Source organism: Magnetococcales bacterium, from assembly GCA_015228815.1.
Taxonomy (GTDB): Bacteria; Pseudomonadota; Magnetococcia; order Magnetococcales; family UBA8363; genus UBA8363.
Genome location: JADGCV010000046.1, coordinates 1 through 21,467, shown reverse-complemented (window position 1 = coordinate 21,467; position 21,467 = coordinate 1). Strand labels below are relative to the sequence as shown.

The window sequence follows — 21,467 nt, the reverse complement described above, 5'->3', positions numbered from 1 at the left end:
CGTTCAGACCCGAAACAACAAACAGGCGGCCCCTACGGCAAGGAGGTCCGCGCCAGAAAATCGGCCAATCCGGTATAATTCCCAGGCGTCAGTTCCAGCAATCTTTGCCTGGCATCGCCGGGAATCTCCAGAGTGTGGATGAAGGCGTGGATCCGTTCCCGGTCAATCCGTTGCCCCCGTGTCAGGGCCTTGAGGCGTTCATAGGGTTGATCGATCCCATGGCGCCGCATCACCATCTGAATCGGTTCGGCCAATACCTCCCACGCCCCATCAAGATCTTCCTCCAACCGCCCGGAATCCAACTCCAGTTTCGCCATCCCCCGCAGGGCCGAATCATAGGCCAGAAGGCTGTAACCATAACCCACACCCATGTTCCGAAGAACGGTGGAATCGGTCAGGTCACGCTGCAACCGGGATACGGGAAGTTTCTCCGCCAGATGCCCGAGAATGGCGTTGGCCAGACCAAGATTGCCCTCCGAATTTTCAAAATCGATCGGATTGACCTTATGCGGCATGGTCGATGAACCAACCTCTCCCTGGCGCACCTTCTGCCGGAAATAGCCCATGGAAATATAGGTCCAGATATCCCGGTCAAAATCGAGAAGCACGGTATTGAAACGCATGAGGGCATGAAACGATTCCGCCATGCCGTCATGCGGTTCGATCTGGGTGGTCAGGGGTTGATACGCAAGCCCAAGACCTTCGACAAACCGTCTGGAAAAAGAGGGCCAATCAACCTCGGGATAACTGACAACGTGGGCATTGAAATTACCCACCGCGCCGTTGATCTTGCCAAAAATCGGAATCCCGGCAAAGACCTCGCGCTGGCGGTGCAACCGATGGGCAACATTGGCCAGTTCCTTGCCCATGGTCGTCGGTGAGGCATTTTGACCGTGGGTCCGCGCCAGCATCGGTCGGGCCGAAAAACTCCGCGCCATGGCCTGCAACTGCTCCACCAGGGCATCCATCCGTGGCAGCATGACCTCTTCTCGCGCCTCCCGCAACATCAAGGCATGGGACAGATTGTTGATGTCCTCCGAAGTGCAGGCAAAATGGATGAACTCCGCCAACGGAGCCAAAACCGTGCCCCGCAGTTTTTCCTTGAGAAAATATTCAACCGCCTTGACATCGTGATTGGTCGTCTTCTCGATGTGCTTGACCTTGAGGGCGTCCGTCTCGTCGAACTGGCGCACAATCCCATCCAGCCAGTCGATCGTGGCGGGATTGAAGGAGAACACCTCCACGATCGCCTCCTCCCGGGACAACGCCTTCAACCATTCGATCTCGATCCGCACCCGGTTCCGGATCAGGCCGAATTCGGAAAAAATGGGTTGCAGACGAACCATTTTACTTTCATAGCGTCCATCCAGTGGTGAAAGCGCGGTCATCGAAGACATGATGGCATCCTGTGACAAAATGAGTGGGTTTCAAACACCCGAACATGACGATCCGCGGGCAACACATCGGAACAAAAACCTTTGAGATTGCCACTTCAAAACCCTGGGGAAATCCCTTGATTCATTTCTCCGAGACATGCGCCCGCCCCGCATGCGCCGCCCCCCCGGTCCGGGACGGCAACAATGGCAGACGAATGACCAATACCGTCCCCTCCGCCTCGCTGGTCCTCATGGTGATGTCGCCGCCGAACAATCGGGCGATCAGACGGGCTGAATAAGTACCGATGCCCGATCCCTGCCGTTTGCCATGGGTCACGAATTTTTCGAAAAAACGGTCCCGAATCACCTCGGAGACCATCCCCGGATTGGTCAGTTCCAACACCAGCCACGCCCCTTCATGCCTCATGGCCAGGGTGATTTCCCCGCCGGCGGGTGTCGCTTCCATGGCATTGTCCAGCAGATTGGCCAGCATCGAGTAACCAAGCAATTCTTCCGCCATGATCTGGCTCGACTCATTGTCCTCGCGAATCCCCGACAAAACAACCCGAACCTTGCGTCGTTCCGCCGCCAGATGACGTTCCCCGACCACCCTTTGAACAAGATGCGCCACCGAAATGCTGGTGGGATGATAGGCATAGACCCCCTGCTCGATCCGATACAGGTCCAGGGATCCGTTGATCATCTCCAACATCTGCAACCCCGCCTTTTCCATCTGTTCGAGAAAAATGGCGCTTGGATTCATTTTTTCATGGAGCATCAACTGGATGAACCCCAAAATGACCGCAAGCGGACTTTTCAGGTCGTGCCTGGTGATGCTCTCCAATTCGTCGCGCAATTTTTGCGATTCGAGCAACTTGCGGTTCTGGACCTCCAACTGCCGGCGACCGCGGACGATTTCATAATGGGTCCGCACCCGCGCCCGAACCACCGGAAGATTGAACGGTTTGGCCAGATAATCGGCCGCCCCCATCTCCAATCCTTCCACCTCATGGACCGGATCGACGAGCGATGTCAGAAAAATCACGGGAATTCCAGACGTTGCCTCATCCCCCTTCAACCGGCGGCACACCTCGAAACCATCCATCCCCGGCATCATGACATCCAGAAGGATCAGATCGGGTGGTGGATCCCCATGCGCCTGTTCGAGGGCGGAACTGCCATCATTGGCCGGGATGATGTCGAATTCACCGCCCATCGCATGTTGCAGTATGCGAACGTTATCGGGTTGATCGTCAACGATCAACAGTCGGGGCCTCTTGTCCATCAGGACACCGTTTCGGATCGTGATCCCGCATCCAACCGATGCAACATGCCTTTCCCATCGTCTCCCGCAACATCCAGCCACTGCCCGAGCGCGGTCATCAGCGCATCCAACCCCTGGCACAACGGAAGAAAATATCGGGCAATCGCCTCCTTTCTTCGCGGCATGCACGTCAATGCTCCCTCCAGGGCAAGCACCTGATCGTGCAGATTCAACGCGCCAATGTCAAACAACACCTGGCGAATCGCCAGCACCTCCCTGCCAATCCGGTCATAACGCGATCTGCCCCACATATCCTGCAACCGCTGGGTCAGATTGACATGTTGCCGATAAAAAGCAACCAACTCGCTCCGGTAGAGCGAATCATTTCCGCCCACATGGGCCAAACCCGCCGCCGGATCGAAACCACCACATTCAGGCCAGGACACTCCCGGAAAAGCGCGCATTCCGATCCATGTCCCTTCCGCCCGGCGTTTTCCTTCGATCGCCGGCGCCCCACTCTGGTCACCGCCTCCAATAACCAGAACCTCCTTCACACGATCATCCACCCGATCCATGGCGACAGCCCCACCATCATCGCCGCCCCCCGAACCCGCGCCCTCCCCCCTGTCGATGCCTCGGAACGGGTCACATTCCCCTTCCGGCGATTCCTCGACCCCGCCGCCTTGGCGCTCCTCCCCCTCTTCGGTCCCCGAGGCCGGCGCTCCGGATTCGTCCCGAGTCCCATTCCTCGATCGGGATACGGCACAGATCATACGCAAGGGAGTACCCTGCTCGTCCCAAGCCGAAATCCGTCCCCGTTCCTCAACCTCGAACCAATATCCCCGCTCATGGCGCATGCGATGACGCGAAGCATACAGATCGGAAGCCCCCGACAGATGCACCTGAATCAATCCCTCGACCACATCCCCCTCCTCGGGGTGCAATCGTTCCCGCCATGCCGCCCGGTCCGCTTCCAGGACCACCCCCGCCGCCACGCCAAACATTTCCCGCCAACGCCCATCGAACCGCATTTCCCCCGTCACCAGATCCCACTCCCACATCGCCTCGCCCAGAATCTGAAACAACGAATGGAGCAACGACTCCTGCCGTTCCAGACGTTGTTCCAGTCCGTCCCCGTCACGAAGCGCCGACAGACGTTCATCGTAGATTCCCAGAAGACCGACAATCCCGCCATCCGCATCCGCCAACGACACCCGGGTCATCTCGATGGACAACAAGTGCCCCGAAGCGACCCGGCGGGTCTCCGCGACGCGACGGGATGGCCCTTCGCCAGCGAAAATCCTGTGTTCCAACGCCCGATACCGTGCCACATCCTCCTTCCAGGGCATGTCGATGTCCCGCAGTCCCAAGACATCCTCCCCCCTCCCGAAACCGGCATCACGGGCAAACAAGGCGTTCCCCCCCCGATAGACCCCCTCGGTGTCCTTCCAAAAGAACCGGACCGGAATGGCATCAAAAACAAATTGCACCCCGGGAACCAAGGTTCCCCGTTCCCCCCCGGATGCCGGAACATCAAACCCCGATGAAGGCAACGACGTTTCGACCCCAGCCGAACGCTCCGGGACCCCGACTTCAACCGAGCGCTCCGGAACCCCGACTTCAACCGATCGCTCCGGGACCCCGACCCCAACCGAACGCTCCGGGATACCGACGCCCACCGAACGTGCCGATGTCACCGATGCCGCCCTGTTTCGCAACCGACCCGACCGACCATATCGTTCCGTGCTCCCCGACCATTCCTCGACCGATCGCGCGGCGATGCGAGATACCAACAACCCAACCGCCAACGCCACCCCAACACCGATTGACAACACAAAACCAACCGAAGGTAGCGCCACGCGGGCGATCCACGCAGGTTCCGATCCGGCTTCGAGCCGCACCCCGAGGCGGTGAAGAAGCGGCAATCGACCATCGACCGCCAGAGAAATCGCAACCGCTCCCCCCAGCCGCGATCCCTGCCTGACCGCCGCCCCCCCCACAAGCAGACGACGCTCCATCCCCGAACCGATATGACGTTCGAGAACCGGCCCCAGCGCAAATCCGCAAACCACGATTCCCTGAATCGATCCCGCATAAGGAACCGGAGCCGACACCAGGAACAACCCCCGATCCGGATCCAGGGAAGAGGCGGATTTTCCCGTCATCAAGGTTTCCTTGAGGCTGGGAAGTTCGCGATAATCGGGTATGGGATCCAGGTGCGCCTGCACCAGCAGGCCGGTTGGATCGGTCAACACAAAACTCCGGGCATACAATCGCGATGCGAAGCGACCGAGGAATTCCGGCAAGGGTCCCGTCCGTTGTTTCGGATCGGCAAGGGCATTGATCACAATGGGATTTCCCGCCAGGCGTTCCACCTCCATTTCAAGAAAGGTCAGTTCACGATCCAATCCATCGAGTTCCAGATGCATTCGTTGCGTCAACGACCTGTGATGTTCCTGGTTCTGAACGATCCATGCCAACAGCGCCGTCACCATGGCCCCGGCCAGGATCGGCATCACGACCCACAGAATCCTTTTCCACCCCAGGGAAAAACGGAATTCATCGGAACGGGCGGGCCTGATCCTCATGACGAGCGCTCCCTGAACGCAGCCATGAACCGTGAGAAACGAAGGTCAACGGTCATTGTGTGATTTCCCCAACGCCACCGGCATCCCATCGGGTTTGAATTGCACCAACGACAGATCGGATGCCGCAATCCCTTCGTGACGAAAACGCGAAAAAGGCCAGACATGATCCCCAAGCGCCCCCGCAACCCAGCCAAGGCGTTCCATGGCCTCCGCCAATCGGGGGCTGCCTCGATCAGGAACGCGACGCAACGCTGCCGCCAAAAAAAGAACCAAGTCATAGGCCTGGGCAGTCGCCGACGGATCCGGAACATGCCCCGGAACCGGACCATCGAACAGGCTCCAGTACCGTTTTCTCAAGGAATCACCCAACTGGGTCCGGTTTCTCCGAAGATCGAGGGAAAATGTCTCGAAATAAACCTCTCCCCGGTCCGGCGCAGGTTCCGACCGATGAACCGGCCCCCCCTTGAAGAAAAAAGTTCGTCCCTTGAATGCGACCGATTCCATGGCGCGACGAATGTGCCTGGTCTCCTCCGGACCCGCCACCAGGATCAGATCGGTAACATCGGCATCGCGCACCCGCCGCAAGGGGTCGATGAATACCTGTTGCCCAACATTGAACCAGACCACAAATGGCTTGTCCCGACCACGATCACGCAATTCCTGGGTCAGAATCGCCCGGACATTCCTGCCCGTTCCGGAGTTTTCCAACATCAATGCCACTTTGCCAGGGTTTCGGATCAATTCGTCGAGAAGTATCATGCCGCGCAGGTATTCATTGGCCGCCAGACGAAAGACATGCCGATTTCGCGTCTCTCCGGCACGGGACGCCCCCATCCAATCCACCGAACCCGCCCACGGAACCAGCAACAGCATGTTCAAGGAGCCCGAGACCGAAACCTGATCGGACACGATGGGATCGTTCCCCCCCGCCACCAGGGCCACCGCGCCCCATTTCTGGCCGAGACGCAGCGCATTGTCGATCCCCAGCAACACCGATCCCCGGTTATCGGTAACGATCATTTTCAGACTTTTGCCGTCAATGCCACCCGAGGCGTTGATCTCCTCCACGGCCAGTCCGACACCGCGCTTGATGGCGAGTCCCGTTGCCGACATGGGCCCCGAAAGATCGGCATCGACCCCGATGATCCACTCTTTTTTTCCAGTTTCGCGTCCCGAGCGGTCCTGTTCCATCTCCGCGGCCTGCGCCAGAATTCCGGGTCCCAACGTCTCTTCGTGGCCCAGGGCCACACTTTGGGCCCGGACCTGCCACGCCCCCCGCCCCGCCTCCGACATTCGCCTGACCGCAACCCCATCCGCCGCAAGCGCCTGTTCCAGACGCCCCAGTTCCCGACCGCTCCGCTTCCGACTCCAGAGCATCATCTCCTGGGCCACGTCCCCGAGAAGGGCGCCATCCTCGGGAGAAAGGGAGCGGTATCCCTGCCAACGCATCGCCAGAACCGCCCCCTGCCATCCATGATGACTCAATTGGACCTGGAACGATTTTTTTCCACGTCCGGGAAACATTTTCCGCGTCAGAATCGTTTCCCATCCATCCACCGTCCCATCCGGAAGGTTTTCTCCCCTCGGTCCCGACCGACCATCGACCGTTTCCACCCCCTTTCCGGAGAACAATCGCGTCGAAAACCCTCCTGGAACGACCCCGAAGCGCATGTCGCGCAGTTGGTCCGGACCTTCGATCGGGCGATCGGCAACGATCTGACGAAAACCCTCCTCCCAAAACGCCAATCCCACCAGATCCAGGGAATGCATCTCCCGCAACAAACGCTGTCCCCCCGCGCCGTCAAGGAAATGATGCACCGCTTGTGGAGAGGCAAAATAGAAGGGAAAATCAACGATTCTGAATGAGGGAAGATGCTGTCCCAAAAGGGATAGCGGCAGCAACACGATTTCCTGGTTTCCCAGACGCGCCTGGGCAATCAGGTCGTCCGACTCCGGGACCGGTTCCTGTCGCGCCGACGCCACGGTGATCCGCCCCCGGCCACGGCGCTCGATGTCATGAACAAAGCGATCCACTACCGGTCGCAACACGCCATCGGGGGGTTCCATGTGTACCAATCGCAGACGTATCGGTTCCCCGACCCGACCCTTATCGACGCCCTCCCCCGCCGTTACCCCCTGCCACACAAAATTCCACGCGATCAACCCCGAAAAAACAAGGCAGGAGGCCATCACAATGCCCACGACCCATGCCTGAACCGGTTTCATCGCCCCCCCCCCTTGACCCGAACGATCGTCGCCCCCCCGGACCGACCCGCCCAGGAACATGCCCCGATGCCCTGCCGTATTCCCCCCCTCCGACGTCCCTTCCGTAGCGGACGTTTGCCCCGAACCCTGTCCCTCGATCACTCCAGGCGATGCACCAACCGATAAAACACGACCAGGGAAAGTGTCAGCAAGATCACCGCCCCCCCTTGATGCATCGAGGCCAAAGGAATCGGAACCGCCAACAACAGCGTTGAAATCCCCAATCCCGCCTGAACGAACGCCATGATCAGCAACAAGTGGGCAACCGTCCGCGTCGTGCCCCGAGGGACCGTCCGGCGTACCCGGTTCCAGAACAGAAACACCGCGAAAACCGTTGCCACCGCCAGCACCCGGTGGTCCCATTGAACCGTGGGAACATGCTCGAAAAAGGACCGTCCAACGGGATGGTAATCCATGTATTCCACTGGAATCCAGCGACCATCCATCAACGGAAAGGTATTGAAGATCAACCCGGCATCCAATCCGGCCACCAATCCACCCGAAAGGATGGTCAAATCGATCAGCCCCGTCAACAATCCTGCCCGCCAAACCAGTCCCTTCCCGACATCCTTCGACCCGTCCACGGGATTGATCGTCCTCATGGCCAGCCATGCCACCAACCCATAAATCAAGACGGCAAATCCCAGATGCAACGTCAACCGATAGGGACTCACCCTGGGCTCATCCACCATGCCACTCAACACCATGATCCAACCGATCCCCCCCTGCACAGCCCCCAGCAGAAAAAGACCAGCCAGTCCCCAGGCCAGATGACCCCGGATCCGTCCGCGGACGATGAAAAACAACAGGGGCAACAAAAACACCACCCCCACGATCCGCCCCAGAAGACGGTGGATATATTCAAGCCAGAAGATCGACTTGAACCCCTCCAGATCCATCCCGTGATTGACCACCTTGAATTCGGGAAATTCCCGATAGCGGGCAAACGCCGCCTCCCATTCACCGGCATTCATGGGAGGGAGCCATCCGTCCACCGGTCGCCAATCGACCATCGACAACCCCGATTCGGTCAGCCGCGTCAATCCTCCGATGATGATCATCAGGAAAATCATGACGGCTGTGATCACGAGCCACAGGGCAATATCCTTGTTGGATTGACTGTTCAATCGACCTCCATCCATTGACGAAAAACAAGAAATGATCGACCATGCCACGATCATATGCCGACTTGGTAACCTTTTTTTTTCTTTCCAAATTCATTCTTCCGCACCAGGAACCTTCAACAGCGACGCATCCCTCTAACATACCCGGAAAACCAGACCGACCGCCATGTCCGAAAACACTTTTTCCCTCGCCATCCCCCCGAATGAGGACGCCCCCGCCATCCGCGGCTGGCTTCTCCTGGCCCTTGGTTCCCTCGTGGGAGCGGGACTGGTCGTCATCCTGATCATTCTCGCACGGATGCCCGTCATCCACGACCTCATCCCCTGGACCGGATCGTTTCGCACCGCTCTGGTGGTCCATGTGGACCTGTCGGTTCTGGTGTGGTTTCTATCGTTCGCCGGATTTCTTTCGGCGATGACCCTCCGTCCCGAGGTCCGAAGGACCGCACACGCAACCGTTGCCGCCGCCACCGCCGGCGCCCTTTTGATCACCTTCTCCCCCTTTCTCGGCCAGGACATGCCCTACCTCAACAACTATGTCCCCGTCCTTGCCAATACCGCCTTCCTCGCCGGTCTCGGCCTGTTCGCCAGCGGCTTTTACGGCATGGCTTTTCTTTCCCTGACCCGGCGTCGCCCGGCGGAAACCCCCGGAGAACAATCCCTCCTGTTCGGGCTTTCCACCAGCCTGATCATCGCCTTCCTCGCCCTGCTCCTTCTGGCCTGGAGTTACCTCCTCCTCCCGGAGCGACTTTTAACCGAAGACGGTCCGCATTATTTCGAACTTCTCTTCTGGGGACCCGGACATCTGTTGCAGTTCACCTACACACAACTGGAAATCATCGCCTGGTTCTGGCTCGCCTCGACCCTGAATCAAAAACAGACAATTTCAGGCAACGGCTTGAAATTTCTTTTCGTTCTTGGCGCCATTCCCACCCTTGGCGGTCCGGTCTTCACCGCCCTTTTCGACATTCAATCTCCCGACTTCCGCCTCGCCATGACCCAATTGATGGCCTATGGCAATGGTCTTGCCGCCATCCCCGCGGCCCTGATCCTTCTTTTCACTCTGACCCGCCGCGGCGGCAACACCGAACCCACCGCATCGCGACCAGAGCGACTGGCGCTGTTGTTTTCCCTGGTTCTCTTCGGACTGGGGGGGATGATCGGCGTTTTGATCCAGGGGGTCAATGTCACCATTCCGGCACATTACCACGGATCGATCGTCTCCATCACCCTTGCCTTCATGGGACTGACCTATCATTTGCTGCCGCGACTGGGAGGAAAACCGATTTCATCCCTCTGGGCCTCCCGGCAATTGATCCTCTACAGTTTTGGTTCCATGCTGCATGTTTTGGGTTTGGCGTGGTCGGGAAGCCATGGCATTCAAAGAAAAACGGCAGGGGCGGCCCAGGGACTGGAAACGCTCGCGGAAAAAATTCCAATGTGGATCATGGGGTTCGGAGGGATTGTCGCCGTGATCGGCGGCATCGTTTTTCTGATTCTGGCCTTTGGCGCGTTCCGGCGGCGAACAGAAGAAACCTAGTAACTGCCCAGGTACCCTCCGGGTTTAGTTATTGAAAAGGTACCTGGGCAGTTACCATTTTTTATAGATGGACATCCAGGACGATCGCCAGAAACAGGATCCCCAGATAACGCATCGATCCGATAAAATTGCGCCACCCCATCTCCCGCGTCGGCGTCCGGATCAGACTCCAGTTACCCATCAAAAACAACAGCCCCGCCAGAATCGCCCCTGTCAGATAAACCCATCCCAAAGTACTGAAATGCCATACCATCACCGAAGCCAATACCAACAACAAGGTATTGCCAAAGATAAACAGGGCAGTCTTCTTCTCGCCGACGACCACCGGCAACATGGGAACCCCGACCTTCCGATAATCCTCCCGCAGAAAGATCGCCAGGCTCCAGAAATGCGAAGGGGTCCAAAAGAACAGGACAACCGCCAATGACAAAGGAAGGGCGCACAGTTCGGGATTGACGGAAGCCGCCCCCGCCAACACGGCAAAACTGCCGGCCAAGCCACCGAGAACAATGTTCATCCAACTGCGCCGCTTGAGCCAGACCGTGTAAACGACACCATAGAAAAACGCCCCGAGGAACAGATGAAGCCCGACCACGGAATTGAACCACCACACCGCCAGGACCACCCCCAATACCAAAAGAATACCCGCCAGCCACAAGGCATGCGACGGATGCGACAACGCCCCGGAAGCCAGGGGCCGTTTGGCAGTCCGCTCCATCCTGCGATCAATGTCCCGGTCATACCAATGATTGAAAACCGCCGAGCTCGAAGAACCAAGCAGCATGACCACGATCAGCAACAAAATATGGTCCCAACGGACATCCTTCGTCATCGCCAAATAGGCGACGACCGCCGTCAAGGCGATCATTCCACCAATGCGAAGTTTGAGAAGTTCCAGATAACTGTTCAGCATGTCACAGTGTGCAGGCAAAGGTCATGGAATGGATCATTGACAAATAAAAAAAACAATCAACGCGACAGCACCACTTCCGGACGCTCCGGCCAGGAAGAAAACCCTGGCCGGAGTCGAAGGGACACTCTAGGGACCGTAATGGGTCACCTTGTAGTAGATGGAGATATGGATTGCCAAGGCAAACAGCAGCAACACTCCGGCAAGAATCCACTTTCCCCTGATTGGAGGTTTATCGGCCATAATTGTACGGCGTCCAGTCTGCGGTCACGACCACATCCTTGGGAAAGTTACCCGGTCCCGGAGGGTTGGGACAATGGGTCCATTCCAGGGAACGTGAATTCCAGGGATTGGCAGGGGCCTTTTCGCCACTGATGGCACTGATGATCCAGTTGACGATGGTCAGGAGCATTCCCACCGCCACGATCATGGCCCCCATCATGGCAATCTTGTGGATCGGTTCGAATTCGGGAAACATTTCATAGTTCCAGTAGCGCCGCGGCATCCCCTGGAACCCGATCAGGAACAGAGGAAAGAAGGTCACATTGACGCCGATGAAGTTGAACCAGAATCCAAGATCCCCCAGCTTCTTGCCCGGCATTTTTCCAGTCATCTTGGGGAACCAGTAGTAGACCGCCGCGAACACCGAGAAGGTGGCGAAGATGCCCATGATGTAGTGGAAGTGCGCATGAACGAATGCCGTCTCCGACAAATGGACCGTCATCACCGTCATGGCCAGGGGGATTCCGGTCAAACCGCCGATCAGAAAGAGAAACAGACACGCCGTGGCATATTTCATCGGTGTCGGATAAGTGATGGCCCCGCGGAAAAGGGTCCCGAACATCGAAATGGCCAGCAGACCCACCGGAACCGAAATCAGCAGCGTACTCACCATCTGACCGATCCGGATCCAGTCGGGCATGCCGGAGATGTACAAATGATGGACCCAGACCTCACCCGAGATCAACACGATCCCCCACATGCCGCCATAAACCGCCGCCTTGTAGTTGAAAATCATGTTTTTGGCGAAGGTGGCGATGATTTCAAACAGGATCCCAAGCGCCGGAAGCAGAATCACATACACCGCAGGATGGGAATAGAACCAGAACAGATTTTGATACAGCAGGACGTCCCCGCCATTGGAAGGGTCGAAATAGTGGGTTCCAAGGTATTTGTCAAACAGCAGCATGGTCACGGCAGCCGCCAGAACGGGAACGAAAACCAATTGGATCACGAAGGCGGTCACGGTGGACCAGACGAACATGTTGAGCTGGTTCCATCCCATCCCCGGAGCGCGCATGTAGATCACGGTGACCAGAAAGTTGACCGCCCCAAGGATCGAGGCAAACCCCAGCAGGTGAACCGTAAAGACATAAAACGCCGTGTTGCCCGAGGTCAGAACCGAATAGGGCGGATAGCCGGTCCACATCACATCCGGCGGATCACCGACGACGAACGTCAGCAGGGCCAGGACGATTCCCGCATAGAACAACCAGACGCTGAAGGCGTTCACCCGGGGAAAAGCGACATCCTTGGCGCCGATCATGAGCGGCAGGAAATAGTTGGCGGCAAACCCGGTCAATCCCGGAATCAAAAAGCCCAGGATCATGGCCGCGCCATGGAAATACAACCATACATTGTACTGATTGCCCCCCGTGGCGACATCGGTCACCAGGGTCGGTCCGATACTCGACTGTTCGATGCGGATCATCAGCGCCATGATACCCGCCACCGCGAACGCCGCGATGGATCCGATCAGGTACAGGACGCCGATTCGTTTATGATCGGTGGTAAAAATCCACTCTTTCAGGCTAAACCCATGTGACGCTGTACTCATGTTCCGTTTCCTTCCTGATTAAAGGCCCTGACCTCGGTCACAGTGTGCTCTTCTTTTGTTGCAGCCAGGCATCGAATTTGGCGGGAGGGACCGCAACGACCGGAGAATACATCTGTGAATGCAGCGTGCCGCAGAATTCGACGCAGGTTACCCAGGTTTTCTTCTCTTCCTTGGGATAGAACCAAATGTAGGTGATCCGCCCCGGCATCATGTCCTCCTTGACCCGGTATTCGGGCATTCCGAAGGAATGAATCACATCGTTGGAGGTCATGCGCAGCACCACCGGAGTACCGACCGGAACCATCAGGCCGTCCCCTTCCTTGGTATCGTAGGCATAAGTGGTCGTGACGCCATTGGGATATTCGAACTGCCAATACCACATATTTCCCGTGACCTTGATTTCCAAGGCATTCTCGGGAACTTTGCGATAGGTATTCCAGACGGTCCATCCCTTGGCGGCAAGGAAGAAGTCGTCGGCCATGAAAATGAAGGCGGGAACCATCGCCCAGGACCAGGCCTGCGCCCGGGACAGGGTCGGCCCACGCCCCACCTGATCCGGACTGGTCGCCCGATATTTGATCAGCCAGTACACCGCCAGCGCCGCAAAGATCGTCCCCATGATCACAAGGTCCACGAGAACCTCGTGCCACAGATGATTCCAACTCTCCACCGGATCCACGATTTTTGCGGCATCCGCGGCCCAGGCCGCCCCTGGAAGCAGCACCCCCGGCATCGATAAAGCGACCATTCGCCCTTTCATGTTACCCTTCCTCCCTTGTCTTTCGAAATCGGTAGAAAAGCACGGATCCGATGAATATGAAGATCCCCAAGAACAAGGAACCCAACCCCACAAACATCGGTATGTTGAAAATATAACGACCCTCTTTGTAATTGTAGCTGTAGCAAAGCCCGATGGCGTAATCGATCGTCTCGTTGATCTTGAACTTCCCCTGCCTCGATTCAAGAACCGCCAGCCCCAAATCCTTCGGGGTGTTGATCAAGGCATACAGATAGCGGCTGATCCGTCCTTCCGCCGTCAGAAAGATGAAAACGTTTGGGTGATAAAAAGTCTTATCCTGCGGCGCCCAGAAAAACTTGAACCCGGTGCCGGAGGTCACCTCCTTGATTCTGTCATGATCCTTGAACAAAAAAAACTTCCAGCTTTGCGCCATGGGTTCCGGCAGGGCCAGTTTCTTTTTGAACTCCTTGATCGAATCCAACGTATCGTTGGCATCGAAGGAGATGGTCAAAACCTGGTAATCCTCGCCGATCGTCTGCACCTTCGTCTGCGACACCAGTGACAGAAGTTCCGCATTCACCGCCGAACAACTGCCGTCACAGGTAAAATAAGACCAGACCAGAATGGTCGGCTTCCCCAGCATGTCCTTCAACGACCGAGACTGCCCCCCTTCATCCAGGAGTTCGAGCGCGGGATCCAATTTGACCCCCATGAACTTTTGTTCGTCGATCCGAAAAATCTTTGGATCAAGATCCGATTCCTTCTGCCTGAAATATTCCGCGCTGGAGGTGGATGCCATGAAGGCCAGGATCAATGCCGCCGCGCCAAACGCCCATTTTCGCCACATGGTCCCACAACCTTCCTGGCAGCCTTCCTGGCGCCGGGTCGGCCTTGTGAACAGGCCGACCGTTCGGACAAAAGATCACCAGTAATAGACCTGGGTCGCGACAAAGAACCAGATCACGTCAACAAAATGCCAGTACAGGCCGGCGCAAAAGGCAAAATACTTGTTGGTCTTGTTCGCCAGCGCCGGAAGCAGCACCGCAAGGAAAATCCCCAGGCCGACGATCACATGGGAGGCATGAAAACCGGTGATCGAATAGAACGCCGTGCTGTAGGCATTGGTCGAAGGGACAAAACCGACATGCATCAAATGTTGGTATTCGTAGATGGTGCATCCAAGGAAAGTCAGTCCCAGAACGATCGTGATCAAAAGCCACGACCGGAAACCACCAACGTCGCCATGATCCAGTTTGTGCTCGCCAATGTGGTAGGTCACGGAAGAAGCGACCAGGATGACCGTCATGATGAGCGGCAGAGCCAGATTCATCTCCGCCGGAGTTCCCGCGGGAGGCCAATGGTCCCCGGCGGACAACCGCATCATCCAGTAGGAGGTGAACAATCCAAGAAAGATGAAAACCTCGGAAATGATGAAGATCGGCAACGCCTTCGGTGACACCCCCTCAAGAAGGGGTTTGTGACTCAACCCCTCGGAAACCCATTTGGAAACCCCGATCAGCAGCAGCGGCGTGCCTATTCCCGCGAACACCGTCGCATACAACTGGTTCTGATAGACGAACCAGGCGGCGAAGGTGAGCGGCACCAAGAACAGGATGCCGGCGGTCAAAACCATGGGTGCCCAACTGACTTCCCAGTGGTGGGCATGCTCTGTGGTACTGTGAGACATGTGTCCTCTCCTTGGTGAATTCCCAGACCTCATTTATATGGAACAGAAACGGCACGACCTCAATCATCGCTGTTTCAAATGTAGAAAATTCAATTCAACCCGACCCATCATCGCGAATGGTTTCCGGCCCCAAACCAGATCCATCCCCGCGAGGAAGCCTGTAACAAGCTTCCGTCCCGAACCATCCCGTCCTGTCTGGTTGACGATGACAAGGCCACTTCGACAACCGGGTGATTTGCCACACCCGCGCACCCGTGGAACCCCCCTCATGTTGGTGAACTTGATCAAACGCAAATTAACCCCACCCGCCGCCATTGTCAATTCGAAATACCGTCAAAACCCTGAAATTTCGGTTCAATCTGTTGGCAATCTACAATATTAATTGTATTTTATTTTTAGACAATAAATTAATGTTATTCATCCTCGCATTATAAAGTGCGCCAGTCCATGGCCATCGATTTTCCATGATCTTTCAGGACTTTTATCGCCCCATCCGGCGATAAGGCGTCAGACTGTGTCATTTCAAACAACCCGATCACGGCCAATGAGTATATCATGTTGTAATTAAACAATATATTTATTGGAACAGCATTTGCCGAAAGACCATGCGTCGCAATGATCACCGTTCAAGTCTCAAACACCATGTGGAGCAAACCTCAATGTCCCTGTCACTCTTCAACCGAGTCCTGCCCCTGGGCATCGGACTGCCCCTGACTCTGGCGGCAAGCCTCGCGGCGGCGGAAACCACGAACACCGAACGTCATTCCTCTTCGACAAAGGAAACCGGCGCGGTCCCGGTCCTGCGTGAAGTCGAAGTCACCGCGCCAAGGATCACCGGGCCTGCCACCGGAACGAGATTGCGCCTCGACGAGGCCGATTTCACCCCCCTTCTCCCCACGACGAACGATGCGGCCTCGCTTCTCAGGGACATTCCTGGAATCAGCCTGCAAACGGGCGGAGGTGTATCGAACCTTCCGGTCATTCACGGCCTCGCCGACGATCGCCTGCGTGCCAAGGTCAATGGAATCGATCTGATTTCATCCTGCCCCAACCACATGAACCCACCGCTGTCCTACATCGATCCGACCAATGTACACAGCGTCGAAGTCTTTGCCGGAATCACCCCCGTCAGTGTCGGCGGCGACAGCATCGGCGGCACGATCCAGGTCGATTCCGCCCCGCCAGAATTCGCCGCCCCCGGCGCGGAAACCCTGTTCAAAGGCAAGGCTGGCACCTTCTATCGCAGCAACGGATCGGCCTTCGGTGGCAATCTGTCCCTCAAGGCCGCGGGGGAAAAATTCGGCATGTCCTATGCCGGATCGACGGCACAATCGAAAAACTACCAGGCAGCCAAGGCGTTCAAGGCCTCCGGACTTGCCGCCACCGATCGCGGCTGGCTCGACGGGGATGAAGTCGGCTCCTCCAGATACCTGGCACACAACCATGAACTTGGCATGGCGGCGCGCCATGATCGTCATCTTCTCGAATTCAAACTCGACTTCCAGGACATCCCCTATCAGGGCTATCCCAACCAGCGCATGGACATGACCCTGAACGAAAACATCCTCGGCAATCTGCACTATACCGGGACCTATGACTGGGGAACCCTCCAGGCGCGTCTCTATGACGAACACACGCGCCATCGCATGGATTTTGAACAGGACAAACAGTTTTTCTACGGAAGCGCCGCGACCATCCTTGCCGACGGAATGCCCATGAACACCGATGGAAAAACGCTTGGGGCCGAAATCAAGGGTGAGATCATCCTTTCGGACCGCGATCTTCTGCGCCTGGGAATCGAGGGGCAACGATACCGGCTGGATGACTGGTGGCCGCCATCACCCGAGGTTCTTCCCGCCGGTTATACCTACGGCGGCATGGCGCCGAACACCTTCTGGAACATCAATGATGGCCAACGCGACCGCCTCGGCGCCTACGCCGAATGGGAGGCCCGGTGGAATCCACAATGGCTTACCCAGGCCGGAATCCGCAGCGACAATGTGTTCATGGATACCGGAACGGTACAGGGATACAACAACCTACAAACAGGCATGGGAGTTTATGGGGATCCCACGATCGCCACCAGCCCTCCGGGAAAATTCAATGCCGCCGATCGCGAACACACCGACAACAACCTGGATGCGACCGCCCTGCTGCGCTATACCCCAGGGACCACCTACAGCCTGGAAGCCGGCGTCTCCCGCAAGGTTCGTTCACCCAATCTCTACGAACGCTACTCCTGGTCCCCAAGCACCATGGTGATGGAAATGATCAACCTGGCCGGGGATGGCAACTATTATATCGGCAATCTGAACCTGGATCCCGAGATCGCGCATACCGTCAGCGCCACCGTCGATTTTCACGGGCGTTCCAGGGGGCGATGGGGCTTGAAGGTGACACCCTACTATACCCACATCGAAGATTATATCGATGTACAACGTTGCCCGGCCGATGTCTGCACCAATCCCAACGGCACCTCCGCCACCAGCACAAGCGCCGTCGTCAAGAGCCTGACCGCCACCACCGGTTTCGTCTATCTACAGTTCGTCAATCAATCGGCGGAACTCTTCGGCCTCGACCTTTCCAGTCACTATCTTCTCGCCGACAGCGACGACTATGGCCGTTTCACCTCCCACCACGCCTTGAACCATGTCGTCGGCGAAAACAAGACCACGGGCGACAATCTGTACAACATCATGCCTTTGAACGGAAAACTCTCCCTGGTCCACGAAAAGGATCGCTGGACCAACACCATCGAAGAAATACTGGTCGCCCCCAAAGACGATGTTTCCCAAACCCGCAACGAGGTCAAGACGGGTGGATATGGGCTGCTCAATCTGCGCACCAGTTATGAATGGGATCGGTTCCGCCTTGATTTCGGAATCGAAAACACCCTGGATCAATTCTACAATCTTCCCCTTGGTGGCGCCTATGTCGGTCAGGGGGCGACCATGTCGGGCGGCGTTGTCCCCTGGGGAACGCCCGTCCCCGGAATGGGAAGGACATTCCTTGGCGGACTCTCCGTCACGTTCTGAAATAAAACACAATAAAATAAACACATGCCAATCAGCCCAGGAACACCGCCGCCAACGCCGACGCCCCAATTCCCTTCGGGGATTGGGGCGCCAATCTTCTCGACATGTCTTAAGAACACGAATCCACTGCGTGAAACCGCATGAAAGCGTGTCATACCACACGACCGACATCTCTTCATTTTATATATCCATATATTATTACGTATTTTTTTACTGGCCCTTCAATTGCTGATCGTCCCTGGTCATTTTCTTTCGCCCCGGACCACGATCAACCATTGGAGCCAACTTGATGTCTTTTCTTCCTTTCAACCGAGTCCTGTCGCTTGGAATCGGACTTTCTTTGACCCTGGCGACACATCTTGCGGCGGCCCAAGGCACAATTGCCAAACAGGATTCCTCCACGGAAAAGGAAACCCGACAGGTCCCGGTCCTGCAAGAGGTCGAGGTCACCGCGCCCAGGATCACGGAAACGAACGCCTCCGGTCTGTTCCGTGACGCATCCGCATTGACGCCCCTCCTTCCCGCGACGAACGATGCGGCCTCGCTTCTCAGGGACATTCCGGGGGTGAGCCTGCAAACAGGTGGCGGGGTATCGAGTCTTCCGGTCCTGCACGGCATGGCCGACGATCGCCTGCGGACCAAGGTCAACGGTATCGATCTGATTTCATCCTGCCCCAACCACATGAACCCACCTCTGTCCTACATCGATCCGACCAATGTCCACAGCGTCGAGGTTTTTGCCGGAATCACCCCCGTCAGTGTCGGCGGCGACAGCATCGGCGGCACGATCCAGGTCGATTCCGCCCCGCCCGAATTCGCCGCCCCCGGCGCGGAAACCCTGTTCAAAGGCAAGGCTGGCACCTTCTATCGCAGCAACGGATCGGCCTTCGGTGGCAATCTGTCCCTCAAGGCCGCTGGGGAAAAATTCGGCATGTCCTATGCCGGATCGACGGCACAATCGAAAAACTACCAGGCAGCCAAGGCGTTCAAGGCCTCCGGACTTGCCGCCACCGATCGCGACTGGCTCGACGGGGATGAGGTCGGCTCCTCCAGATACAAAGTACACAACCATGAACTGGGACTGGCGGCACGCCATGATCGCCACATCCTCGAATTAAAACTCGATTTCCAGGATATCCCCTATCAAGGCTTTCCCAATCAGCGCATGGACATGACCTTGAACGAATCCATTCTGGGCAACCTTCACTACACAGGAACCTATCGCTGGGGAACACTCCAGACACGGCTCTATGACGAGAATACCCGTCACCGCATGGATTTTGCCGATGACAAACAATTCCTGTATACCACTTCGACAGGACTCAAGGCCCCCGGAATGCCCATGAATACCGACGGTCAAACACTTGGGGCCGAAATCAAGGGAGAAATCATCCTGTCGGAGCGCGATCTTCTCCGGTTGGGCATCGAGGGACAACGGTACCGTCTGGATGACTGGTGGCCGCCGTCACCCTCGGTACTGCCCGCCGGTTTCACCTATGGGGGAATGGCGCCGAACACCTTCTGGAACATCAACGATGGCCAGCGCGACCGCCTGGATGTCTACGCCGAGTGGGAGGCGCGATGGAACCCGCAATGGCTCACCCAGATGGGCATCCGCAATGATAACGTTTTCATGGATACGGGAACGATCCAGGGCTACAATAACGTCAGCACCGGAATGGGCGTCTACGGCGACCCGGCCAGCCCCACCAGCGTTCCGGGAAAATTCAATGCCGCCGACCGAAACCGCACCGACAACAACCTGGACCTGACCGCCCTTGTCCGTTATACCCCCGGCGCCCGTTACACCCTCGAAACCGGCTATGCCCGCAAGATGCGTTCTCCCAACCTCTACGAGCGTTATTCCTGGTCCACCACCACCATGGCGATGGAAATGATCAACCTGGCCGGGGATGGCAACTATTATCTCGGCAATCTGAACCTTGAACCCGAGACCGCCCACACCTTCAGCGCCACCGCCAATTTCCATGGCCGCGCCAAGGATCGGTGGGGACTCAAGGTAACCCCCTACTTCACCCATATCGAGGATTACATCGACGTGCAACGCTGTCCCGCCGATGTATGTACCAACCCCAATGGAACCACGTCGAGCAGCACGAGCAACGTCGTCAAGAGCCTGACCGCCACCACCGGTTTCGTCTACCTGCAATTCGTCAATCAATCCGCCGACCTCTTCGGGTTGGATCTTTCGAGCCATCTGCTTCTGGCCGACACCGAAGACTACGGTCGGTTCACCTCCAATCATGCCCTCAACCATGTCGGCGGCGAAAACAAGACCACCGGCGACAACCTGTACAACATCATGCCACTGAACGGTAAATTATCCCTGGTTCACGAAAAGGACCGCTGGACCAACACCATCGAAGAAATCCTGGTCGCCCCCAAGGACGATGTTTCCCAAACCCGCAACGAGGTCAAGACGGGTGGGTATGGGCTGCTCAATCTGCGCACCAGTTATGAATGGGATCGGTTCCGCCTTGATTTTGGCGTCGAAAACACCCTGGATCAGTTTTACAATCTTCCCCTCGGCGGCGCCTATGTCGGACAAGGAGCAAGCATGGGAACCTCCCTGGCCTGGGGCACTTCGGTTCCGGGAATGGGAAGGACCATTTATGGCGGCATGACCGTCAGTTTCTGAAGGTCGAAACCTCATCCACGCCGACGTTTCATTCATAACCGTTCAGACCCCACCTTGCTTTTTTCCCTTCTCCCGTAGGATGTGGGGCAGAGGCAAGGGAACAGGCGTTTGCTTTTGGCGACAGTGTTGGCACCGTTGGCGGATTCTTGGCGCATTACAGAGTATGGTGCGTTGACGGATCGGTTGATTGCACCAGTCTTGAAAACTGGCAAGGAGAAAAAAATCCAGGAGGGGTCTGAACAGTTACTCCTGTGTTTGAGTAAACACAATCAGATAGGAGGACCGGGCCATGCCGCTAGGAGATTTTATCATCTCCGTGTACTGCACGGTAGACAATTTTTTTCATGAATTGTTTGGCTCGCGCCGCCTTCGTAAAAGAGGCTTCGCACCAGCATTATCGGATAGCGAGGTGATCACCATGGAAATTGTCGGGGAATTCATGG

The 21,467-nt window shown here is 56.9% G+C and carries 13 protein-coding genes; 3 read left to right on the top strand and 10 right to left on the bottom strand.

From position 1 onward, the window contains the following. Positions 1-32: 32 nt before the first annotated feature. From purB to HQL76_15390, 5 genes are all read right to left on the bottom strand, one after another. Positions 33-1,397, bottom strand: a complete 1,365-nt coding sequence (purB, locus tag HQL76_15410) for an adenylosuccinate lyase (GenBank protein MBF0110555.1) — start codon at positions 1,395-1,397, stop codon at positions 33-35. Positions 1,398-1,518: 121 nt separating this feature from the next. Further along, positions 1,519-2,661 (bottom strand): hybrid sensor histidine kinase/response regulator, encoded by a 1,143-nt coding sequence (locus HQL76_15405; GenBank protein MBF0110554.1) that lies wholly within the window; start codon positions 2,659-2,661, stop codon positions 1,519-1,521. Then, positions 2,661-5,228 (bottom strand): PAS domain-containing protein, encoded by a 2,568-nt coding sequence (locus HQL76_15400; protein ID MBF0110553.1) that lies wholly within the window; start codon positions 5,226-5,228, stop codon positions 2,661-2,663. Before HQL76_15400 ends, HQL76_15405 begins: the two co-directional genes overlap by 1 nt. Positions 5,229-5,273: 45 nt before the next feature. After that, positions 5,274-7,595: a TRAP transporter substrate-binding protein DctP gene (gene dctP, locus HQL76_15395; protein ID MBF0110552.1), complete on the bottom strand. Its 2,322-nt coding sequence runs from the start codon at positions 7,593-7,595 to the stop codon at positions 5,274-5,276. Further along, the gene (locus tag HQL76_15390; protein ID MBF0110551.1) at positions 7,592-8,635 is read right to left on the bottom strand and encodes a COX15/CtaA family protein; all 1,044 of its coding nucleotides are present in this window, start codon (positions 8,633-8,635) and stop codon (positions 7,592-7,594) included. The genes dctP and HQL76_15390 overlap by 4 nt, the downstream gene beginning before the upstream one ends. Positions 8,636-8,783: 148 nt before the next feature. On the opposite strand from HQL76_15390, the gene HQL76_15385 reads away from it, so the two are divergent. Then, on the top strand, positions 8,784-10,157 hold the full coding sequence (locus tag HQL76_15385) for a cbb3-type cytochrome c oxidase subunit I (GenBank protein ID MBF0110550.1): 1,374 nt from the start codon (positions 8,784-8,786) through the stop codon (positions 10,155-10,157). A gap of 61 nt (positions 10,158-10,218) precedes the next feature. On the opposite strand, the gene cyoE is transcribed toward HQL76_15385, so the two are convergent. The 5 genes from cyoE to HQL76_15360 form a co-directional block, all read right to left on the bottom strand. Continuing rightward, positions 10,219-11,070, bottom strand: a complete 852-nt coding sequence (cyoE, locus tag HQL76_15380) for a protoheme IX farnesyltransferase (GenBank protein MBF0110549.1) — start codon at positions 11,068-11,070, stop codon at positions 10,219-10,221. Between the two features lie 229 nt (positions 11,071-11,299). After that, on the bottom strand, positions 11,300-12,904 hold the full coding sequence (locus tag HQL76_15375) for a cbb3-type cytochrome c oxidase subunit I (protein ID MBF0110548.1): 1,605 nt from the start codon (positions 12,902-12,904) through the stop codon (positions 11,300-11,302). Positions 12,905-12,941: 37 nt separating this feature from the next. Then, positions 12,942-13,664 carry a cytochrome c oxidase subunit II gene (locus tag HQL76_15370; GenBank protein MBF0110547.1) on the bottom strand — a complete coding sequence of 241 codons (723 nt, stop codon included), beginning with the start codon at positions 13,662-13,664 and terminating at the stop codon, positions 12,942-12,944. Position 13,665: 1 nt separating this feature from the next. Beyond that, on the bottom strand, positions 13,666-14,490 hold the full coding sequence (locus HQL76_15365) for an SCO family protein (protein ID MBF0110546.1): 825 nt from the start codon (positions 14,488-14,490) through the stop codon (positions 13,666-13,668). 75 nt (positions 14,491-14,565) lie between these two features. Then, the gene (locus HQL76_15360) at positions 14,566-15,330 is read right to left on the bottom strand and encodes a heme-copper oxidase subunit III (GenBank protein MBF0110545.1); all 765 of its coding nucleotides are present in this window, start codon (positions 15,328-15,330) and stop codon (positions 14,566-14,568) included. A gap of 659 nt (positions 15,331-15,989) precedes the next feature. On the opposite strand from HQL76_15360, the gene HQL76_15355 reads away from it, so the two are divergent. Together HQL76_15355 and HQL76_15350 are read left to right on the top strand one after the other, a co-directional pair. Next, positions 15,990-18,365 (top strand): TonB-dependent receptor, encoded by a 2,376-nt coding sequence (locus HQL76_15355; GenBank protein MBF0110544.1) that lies wholly within the window; start codon positions 15,990-15,992, stop codon positions 18,363-18,365. 289 nt (positions 18,366-18,654) lie between these two features. Next, positions 18,655-21,024: a TonB-dependent receptor gene (locus HQL76_15350; protein ID MBF0110543.1), complete on the top strand. Its 2,370-nt coding sequence runs from the start codon at positions 18,655-18,657 to the stop codon at positions 21,022-21,024. Positions 21,025-21,467 lie beyond the last annotated feature (443 nt).